This is a genomic window from Mycolicibacterium arseniciresistens, from assembly GCF_030519285.1.
In the GTDB taxonomy this organism is placed as follows: Bacteria; Actinomycetota; Actinomycetes; order Mycobacteriales; family Mycobacteriaceae; genus Mycobacterium; species Mycobacterium arseniciresistens.
The window spans coordinates 1-6,858 of record NZ_JAUMSQ010000247.1 but is presented as its reverse complement, the minus strand read 5'-3'; the positions used below and the strand labels follow the sequence as shown (position 1 = coordinate 6,858).

6 protein-coding genes and 1 pseudogene are annotated in these 6,858 nt (G+C 68.8%); 6 read left to right on the top strand and 1 reads right to left on the bottom strand.

Annotated elements, in window-relative coordinates:
• Positions 1–240: Lrp/AsnC family transcriptional regulator (locus Q2100_RS24065; protein WP_302916079.1), on the bottom strand; the 240-nt coding region annotated here is incomplete at its 3' end.
• Between the two features lie 210 nt (positions 241–450).
• Between Q2100_RS24065 and Q2100_RS24060 the strand changes: the two genes are divergently transcribed.
• The 6 genes and pseudogenes from Q2100_RS24060 to Q2100_RS24035 all read left to right on the top strand — a co-directional run.
• Entirely contained in the window at positions 451–2,013 is a 1,563-nt protein-coding gene (locus Q2100_RS24060) for a purine-cytosine permease family protein (RefSeq protein WP_264015167.1), read from the top strand.
• Positions 2,010–2,966: an agmatinase gene (speB, locus tag Q2100_RS24055; RefSeq protein ID WP_302916078.1), complete on the top strand. Its 957-nt coding sequence runs from the start codon at positions 2,010–2,012 to the stop codon at positions 2,964–2,966. The genes Q2100_RS24060 and speB overlap by 4 nt, the downstream gene beginning before the upstream one ends.
• A complete protein-coding gene (locus Q2100_RS24050) occupies positions 2,963–4,567 on the top strand; it encodes a thiamine pyrophosphate-binding protein (RefSeq protein WP_302916077.1) in 1,605 nt (534 codons plus the stop codon). The genes speB and Q2100_RS24050 overlap by 4 nt, the downstream gene beginning before the upstream one ends.
• A 14-nt stretch (positions 4,568–4,581) precedes the next feature.
• Complete coding sequence (locus tag Q2100_RS24045) at positions 4,582–6,054, top strand: sodium:solute symporter family protein (RefSeq protein ID WP_302916076.1); 1,473 nt, start codon at positions 4,582–4,584, stop codon at positions 6,052–6,054.
• A gap of 48 nt (positions 6,055–6,102) precedes the next feature.
• Positions 6,103–6,615 carry an MBOE_33420 family protein gene (locus Q2100_RS24040; protein ID WP_302916075.1) on the top strand — a complete coding sequence of 171 codons (513 nt, stop codon included), beginning with the start codon at positions 6,103–6,105 and terminating at the stop codon, positions 6,613–6,615.
• A gap of 51 nt (positions 6,616–6,666) precedes the next feature.
• Positions 6,667–6,858: pseudogene (locus Q2100_RS24035) on the top strand (DUF222 domain-containing protein); the annotation flags it as partial.

Genomic DNA, 6,858 nt, shown 5'->3' with positions numbered 1-6,858 from the left:
CCGCCGGGCGACCGGCGCAGCGGGGCCGTGCACGGCGACGCTGACGTGTGCGAGCGCGCCGCGGCCCAGCACGGCGGGGTGCACGGCCCCCCGGATCACGACCTGCCCGGAGGTGATGAGCCGTTGCACGCGTGCCGCCGCCGCGGAGCGCGACAGTCCGACCGCGCGGGCGATGTCGCGATGGGTCATCCGTCCGTCGACCTCGAGGAGCTCGACGATCTCTTCATCGACCTCGTCCATGACGCTCATTGCTCCGATCGGTTCGAATTTTTTCGGCCTGCACCCACCGGCATAAACGACACACAGAAGGGCTCAGGCGATCACTATGACGCAGATGATCTGCAAACGCTGGCACATCGTGATCAGAAACGTCGCTGTAACGAATGAATCGCTTGCGAGGGTCCACCGACGGTTCTAGCGTGACCCTCACCACACCAGGAGAGGGGCGCCATGGCCACCGACGCAGTGCCGCCCGTCGCACCGCCCAAGGTGACCGAAGTCGAGGCGCACGGCGTCGAGCCGATTCCGGATCGGGAACGCACAGCCCGACCCCTCGATCTGTTCCGGCTGACCTTCGGCGGCGCCAACACCATCGCGACGGTCGTCCTCGGCAGCTTCCCGATCATCTTCGGGTTGTCGTTCCGCGACGCGCTGCTGGCCACCCTGCTCGGCGTCGTCCTCGGCGCGGCGATCCTGGCGCCGATGGCGCTGTTCGGTCCGCGCAACGGCACGAACAACGCCGTCTCGTCCTCGGCGCACCTGGGTGTGCACGGCCGGGTGGTCGGATCCTTCCTGTCGCTGCTGACCGCGGTGGCGTTCTTCTCGATCTCGGTGTGGACGTCCGGTGATGTGCTCGTCGGCGGCGCGAACCGGGTGACCGGCCTGCCCCAGAGCGACGTCGCGGTCGGGGTGGCCTACGGGATCTTCGCGCTGCTGGTCCTCGTCGTCTGTGTCTACGGCTTCCAGTTCATGCTGCTGGTCAACAAGATCGCGGTCGTCGCCGCGACCGTGCTGTTCCTGCTCGGGATCATCGCGTTCGGCGGCACGTTCGACCCCGGCTATCCCGGCATCTACGGCGACGGCGCGGACGCCGCCACCAACGCGCTGTACCTGCCGTCGTTCGTCGGCGCCGCGTTGATCGTCATGTCCAACCCGGTGAGCTTCGGTGCGTTCCTCGGCGACTGGTCCCGGTACATCCCCCGTGGGACGCCGGCCTGGAAGTCGATGACGGCGGCGTTCCTCGCGCAGATCGCCACCCTGGTGCCGTTCCTGTTCGGTCTCGTCACCGCCACCGTCGTCGCCACCACCGCGCCGCAGTTCATCGACGAGGGCGACTACATCGGCGGCCTGCTCGACGTGTCGCCCGGCTGGTACTTCGTGCCGGTGTGCCTGATCGCGCTGATCGGCGGAATGTCGACCGGCACCACGGCGCTGTACGGCACCGGCCTCGACTTCTCCAGTGTCTTCCCGAGATTCAGCCGTGTGCAGGCGACGGTGCTCGTCGGCCTCATCGCGATCGCGTTCATCTTCGTCGGCCGGTTCGCGTTCAACGTCGTGCAGAGCATCTCGACGTTCGCGGTCCTGATCGTCACCTGCACGGCGCCGTGGATGGTGGTCATGATGATCGGCTGGGTGGCCCGGCGCGGCTGGTACGACTCCGATGCGCTGCAGGTGTTCAACCGCAGACAGCGCGGCGGGCGGTACTGGTTCGACCACGGCTGGAACTGGCGCGGTCTGGGCGCCTGGCTGGTGTCGGCGGCCATGAGCATCTGCTTCGTCAACCTGCCAGGCCAGTTCGTCGGTCCGCTCGGCGATCTCGCCGGCGGGATCGATTTGTCCATCCCGGTCGGCCTCGGGCTCGCCGCCGTGCTGTACCCGGCGCTGCTGCGGCTCTTCCCCGAACCGGCCGACGCCTTCGGCCCCGACGGCCCGCGGTTCTTCCCGGCCGGGCCCGCCGCAGGCATCCCGATCACGACGGTGGACGACGTTGATAGTCAGGAGGTTTCCGCATGACCACGCCCATCGGCCCGATCGACGCCTCGAAGACGCCGCGCTTCGCCGGGCCCGCCTCCTTCGCCCGGTTGCCGCGGCTCGACCAGGTGCCGCGCGCCGACGTCGCCGTGGTGGGCGTGCCGTTCGACTCCGGGGTGTCCTACCGGCCCGGCGCCCGCTTCGGCCCCAACCACGTGCGGGAGGCGTCGCGGCTGCTGCGGCCGTACCACCCGGCACTGGACGTGTCGCCGTTCGACATCGCCCAGGTGGCCGACGCCGGTGACATCGCGGTGAACCCGTTCAACATCAACGAGGCGATCGAGACCATCGAGGCGGCGGCGGTCGACCTCACGGCCGGCGGCACGAGCCTCGTCACCATCGGCGGCGACCACACCATCGCACTGCCGCTGCTGCGCGCCGCCGCACAGAGGCACGGGCCGGTCGCGCTGGTGCACTTCGATGCCCACCTCGACACGTGGGACACCTATTTCGGCGCCGAGTACACCCACGGCACCCCGTTCCGGCGCGCTGTCGAGGAGGGCATCGTCGACACCGAGGCGCTGTCGCACGTCGGCACGCGCGGGCCGCTGTACGGCAAGAAGGATCTCGAGGACGACCGCCGTTTCGGCTTCGGCATCGTCACCTCCTCCGACGTGTACTACCAGGGCGTGCGGGAGGTCGTGGACAAGCTGCGCCAGCGCCTGGGCAACCGGCCCGTCTACGTGTCGATCGACATCGACGTGCTCGACCCGGCCCACGCGCCGGGCACCGGGACACCCGAGGCCGGCGGGATGACCAGCCGCGAACTGCTCGAGATCCTGCGCGGCTTCCGCGGACTCAACCTGATCGGCGCCGACGTCGTCGAGGTCGCACCGGCCTACGACCACGCCGAGATCACCGGCGTCGCGGCCTCGCACGTCGCCTACGACCTGGTGTCGCTGCTGGCGATGCGTCACGAGGAGGCTGGCGGGTGACGCGGACCGGTGGTGACGTCGTCGTCGAAACCCTGACGGCACTCGGTGTTTCGCACGTCTTCGGAATCCCCGGGCAGAACGCGCTCGCGCTGTTCGACGCGATCGGGCGCAGCGGCCTCGCCTTCGTCAGCTCACGCGTCGAGAACAACTCGGCCTTCGGCGCCGACGGTTACGCCCGCGCCACCGGCGAGGTCGGCGTGCTCTTCCTGTCGACCGGTCCGGGAGCCCTGACCGCGCTCGGCGCCCTGCAGGAGGCCTACGCCACCGGCGTGCCGCTGCTGGTGATCGCCAGCCAGGTGCCGCGCGACGGAATCGGCCTGCGCCGCGGCATGCTTCACCAACTCGACGACCAGCAGCGCAGCGCCCTCAACGTCACCAAGAGCACGGCCCTGGCCCGCAACGCCGGTCAGCTGCCCAGCCTGCTCGCCGACGCCTGGGCACTGGCCCGGTCCGCACCGGCAGGCCCGACGTGGGTGGAGATCCCGCAGGACGTACTGGAGGAGCCCACCGACGTGCCGGCGGTCGGCCCGGTCGGAGGTGCTGCCGTGCAACGCGCGCCTCGGTGGGATCTCGTCCGGGAAGCCGGGGCACTGCTGAACACCGCGCAACGGCCGGTGATCCTCGCGGGTGGCGGCGTGCGCCGGTCGTCCGGCGGTCCTCGTGCGCTGGTCGCGTTGGCCGAGACGCTGGACGCGCCCGTCGTGTCGACGGTCGGTGGGAAGGGCGCGATCCCCTTCGACCATCCACTTTCGGCCGGATCGTGGATCGAGGACCGTTACACCACCGAACTGCTCGAGGACGCCGACGTGCTGCTCGTCGTTGGCACCGCGATCGGCGAAGTGACCAGCAACTACTTCACGTTCGCGCCGCGCGGCCGGCTGATCCACATCGACGCCGAGGTCCGCGTGCTCGAAGCGAACCATCCCGCGCTGGCGATACACGCCGACGCCGCCACGGCGCTCGGAGCGCTCTCGGCCGAACCGCTGTCGGTGCGTCCGCGCGAATCCGGCGCGGGTGTGGCCGCGGATCTGCGAGAAGCGGTGCAGGGCAGGCTCGCCGGACAGGAGCTCGCCGCGGAACTCTCCCTCATGCGTGACCTGCGCGCAGCGACACCAGCTGCAGCGCATACCTTCTGGGACATGACGATCGCCGCCTACTGGGCATGGTCGGCATGGGACCCCTGCGACGGCGAGTTCCACTCGGCGCAGGGGGCCGGCGGACTCGGCTTCGCCTTCCCCGCCGCGGTGGCCGCGGCGATCGGCACGGGCACGCGGACACTGGCCGTCTCCGGTGACGGCGGCGCCATGTACTCGATCGCCGAACTCGCCACCGCCCGTCAGCACGACGCCGATGTGACGTGGCTGGTCGTCGACGACGGCGGGTACGGCATCCTGCGCGAGTACATGACCGGAGCGTTCGGCAAGGCCACCGCCACCGAACTCGCACGGCCGGACTTCGTCGCCCTCGCCGAGAGTTTCGGCGTGCCCGCACATCTGGCGATGCTCGACGACGTCGGCGAGATCGTCGCCGGCACCTTCACGACGCGCGGTCCCGCGGTCGTCGTCCTGCCCGCGCTGCTGCGGATGTTCGCTGCCACCTGAAACAGGAGTCCACCATGGGTAAGCCGCTCGACATCGCCATCATCGTCGTCTATCTGCTGGCCATGCTGGCATTCGGCTTCTGGGGCAAGACGAGGACCAAGGACTCGGCCGACTTCCTGGTAGCCGGCCGGCGCCTCGGGCCGACGCTCTACACCGGGACGATGGCCGCCGTCGTGCTCGGCGGGGCATCCACCGTCGGCGGTGTCGGACTCGGCTACGAATACGGCATCTCCGGCATGTGGCTCGTGGTCGCCATCTCGGTCGGCCTGCTGGCACTGAGCCTGTTCTTCGCCGGCCGGATCCAGCGACTGAAGGTGTACACCGTCGCGCAGATGCTGCGACTGCGCTACGGCATCGACGCCACCTCGGCGTCCGGGATCGTCATGGTCGCCTACACGTTGATGCTGTCGGTGACGTCGACCATCGCCTACGCCACGGTGTTCAACGTGCTGTTCGGCACCACTCGCACGGTGTCGGTCATCATCGGTGGGGTCACCGTGATGCTCTATTCGTCGATCGGCGGGATGTGGTCGATCACGCTCACCGACATGGTGCAGTTCATCCTCAAGACGATCGGCATCTTCGCCCTGCTGCTGCCCTTCACGCTCAGCAAGGCGGGCGGGTTCGACGGCATCCGCGAGCGGGCCGGCGACGCGGTGTTCGACCTCGGCGCCATCGGAATGCCGACCATCATTACGTTCTTCGTGGTGTACAGCTTCGGCATGCTGATCGGGCAGGACATCTGGCAACGGGTTTTCACCGCTCGATCGCCCGGCGTGGCCAAGTGGGGCGGCACGACGGCGGCCGCCTACTGCCTGCTGTACGGCGTCGCCGGCGCGGTGATCGGCATGGCGGCCTCGACGTTCCTGCCCGACGTCGAAGCCAGCGACGACGTGTACGCCCAGATCGCCGAATCCATCCTCCCGGTCGGCATCAGCCGGCTCGTGCTCGCCGCGGCCGTCGCCGCGATGATGTCGACGGCCTCGGGCGCCCTGATCGCCACCGCCACCGTTGCGCGCACCGATGTGACTCCGCTGCTGGCGAGGATGATCGGCCGTACACCGGCCGCCGAGGACGAGCGCCGGGACGACCTGCACTCCGACCGGCGCTACGTCGTCGTCTTCGGTGTCGTCGTGATCGTGATCGCCGCACTGCTCAACGACGTCGTCGCCGCCCTCACCATCGCCTACGACATCCTCGTCGGCGGGCTGCTGGTCGCGATTCTCGGCGGGTTCGTGTGGAAGCGGGCGACCGGAACCGGCGCACTGTGCTCGATGGCGGTGGGCACCGTCGTCACGCTCGGCACGATGTTCGTCGTCGGCGACGTCCTGGCCAACGAGCCGATCTACTACGGTCTGGCCGCCAGCCTGATCGCCTACGTCGCAGGCAGCCTGCTGACGAAGCGCACTCCGGCGGAGGTGCTGCAGGTGTGGGACGACCGGCTGGCCGGCCGCGACGGAACCGACCGGGAGCACGTCGGCACCTGAAAGCGCGCATTCGGCAGTGACGATGACGTCCATGTGTTATCGACAGATATGAGAACAGCATCGGTCGCCGCCATCGCCGCGTGCGCGGCGATGCTCAGCTCACCTGCGGCTCATGCGGACCGCGTCGAACCGGTTCCGGCGTACGGTTTCTACGACGTGTTCGTCGATTTCTCGAAGCAGACGTTCAACGGTGTGCCGACACCGATGGAGTCGAAGACGTTCCCGGTCGAGTTCAGCACCCACTGCGACGTGAACGGGTGTGTCATGCGGATGGACAACAGCGGCGACAAGGCCCGCAATCCGGGCGCTCCAGCACAATTCGAGTACCGCTGGAACAACGACCGGTGGGAGACCAGCGGCGAGCAGCCATACCTCTGCGAACGAACCGACCCGAACAGCGGAGTGCCGTCGCGGCGCTCGGACTATTGGATCCCGCAGCCGGACGGTAGTTTTCACGGTGAGCGCACACTCGCCGTCGGGGGAGCCGGCTGTCCGGGCGAGGGGCCGGGTACCCACTGGGTGCCGATCAGCATGACGCCGATCGACCCGCCGCCTCGCTAGGACGGGTTCCGCAGTCCGAAACGTGTCGGACCCCTCTGCGATGATGGGGTCATGTCTTCGAGCGCAACGTCTTTCGCTCGTTCGGTGAGGCCGAAGGATCGGTTGGCGGAGTTGTTCGAGGAGATCGCGGAGTTGTGCGGTCAGCGCAATGCGATCGATGGGCGGCTGGTGGAGATCGTCGCCGAGATCGACCGCGACGGGTTGTGGGGGATGACGGGTGCGCGGTCGGTGGCGGCGATGGTG

Coding starts and splice junctions, on each gene's coding strand:
- Q2100_RS24060 (WP_264015167.1), top strand. CDS start 451: ATGGCCACCGACGCAGTGCCGCCCGTCGCACCGCCCAAGGTGACCGAA.
- speB (WP_302916078.1), top strand. CDS start 2,010: ATGACCACGCCCATCGGCCCGATCGACGCCTCGAAGACGCCGCGCTTC.
- Q2100_RS24045 (WP_302916076.1), top strand. CDS start 4,582: ATGGGTAAGCCGCTCGACATCGCCATCATCGTCGTCTATCTGCTGGCC.
- Q2100_RS24040 (WP_302916075.1), top strand. CDS start 6,103: ATGAGAACAGCATCGGTCGCCGCCATCGCCGCGTGCGCGGCGATGCTC.